Genomic DNA, 1,023 nt, shown 5'->3' with positions numbered 1-1,023 from the left:
ATAGGGCCGGTCGGTGGGCAGCGCCAGGCGCTCGGGCAGCCCGGCCAGCTCCTGCTCCCAGTACGCCAGCTGGGCGGCGATCGGGCTGTCGCTGTCGGTGACCTCACCGAGCTGGGTGCGCTGCCACAGCGTGTAATCGGCGTACTGCACCGGCAACGGCGCCCAACCGGGTGCCTGCCCCGCACACCGGCTGGCATAAGCCAGTCCCAGATCACGCACCAGCGCGGTGATCGACCAGCCGTCGGAAGCGATGTGGTGCACCACGGCCACCAGCACGTGTTCGTCGTCCGCGATGCGGAAAAGCCGTGCCCGCAAAGGAATCTCGGTGGCCAGATCGAACGAGTGACGCACCGTCGGGTCGATGGCCTCCTGCAGCCGGGTTTCCGGCCAGCCGGTGGCATCGACGACCTGCCAACCGAAGTCGGCCTGCTCGATCGGGATAACCACCTGTTCGGGTATCCCGTCGATCGCCGGGAAGAGGGTGCGCAGGGTCTCCTGGCGGGCTACCACATCGGCGAGCGCCGCCCCTAACGCCTCGGCATCCAGCCGTCCGCTGAGCCGCAGCGCCACCGCCATGTTGTAGATCGGTGAAGGCCCCAGCAACTGGTCGATGAACCACAAGCGTTGCTGGGCAAACGACAACGGCACCACCTCAGGCCGCTCAACCGCCACCACCGGCTGGCGTCGACCGCCACCTCCGCCGACACGGAGCGCCAACTGGGTCACCGTGGGCGCCTCAAACACGGTGCGCACCGAAAGCTCTGCCTTCAGACCCATCTCGATCGCGGCGACCAAGCGCATCGCCAGCAGCGAATCCCCACCCAGATCGAAGAACGACTGGTCGACCCCGACGCGCTCAATCCCGAGGACCTCGGCGAACGCGCCGGCCAGGATCTCTTCGACCGGGTTGGCCGGCGCGCGATATCCGGCGCTCTGGTATTCGGGTGCGGGCAGGGCGCGGGTATCGAGTTTGCCGTTGACCGTCAACGGCAGCGCGTCGAGCACGACCACCGCGGCCGGCAC

1 protein-coding gene is annotated in these 1,023 nt (G+C 68.2%); it reads right to left on the bottom strand.

Features of this window, described 5'->3' with window-relative positions:
* Positions 1-1,023 (bottom strand): condensation domain-containing protein (locus K883_RS19585; RefSeq protein WP_036455736.1); only part of this gene is annotated, 1,023 nt, incomplete at both ends.

The sequence above is a fragment of the Mycobacterium sp. TKK-01-0059 genome (genome assembly GCF_000709305.1).
GTDB classification, from domain to species: Bacteria; Actinomycetota; Actinomycetes; order Mycobacteriales; family Mycobacteriaceae; genus Mycobacterium; species Mycobacterium intracellulare.
This window is presented reverse-complemented; position numbering and strand designations above follow the sequence as displayed.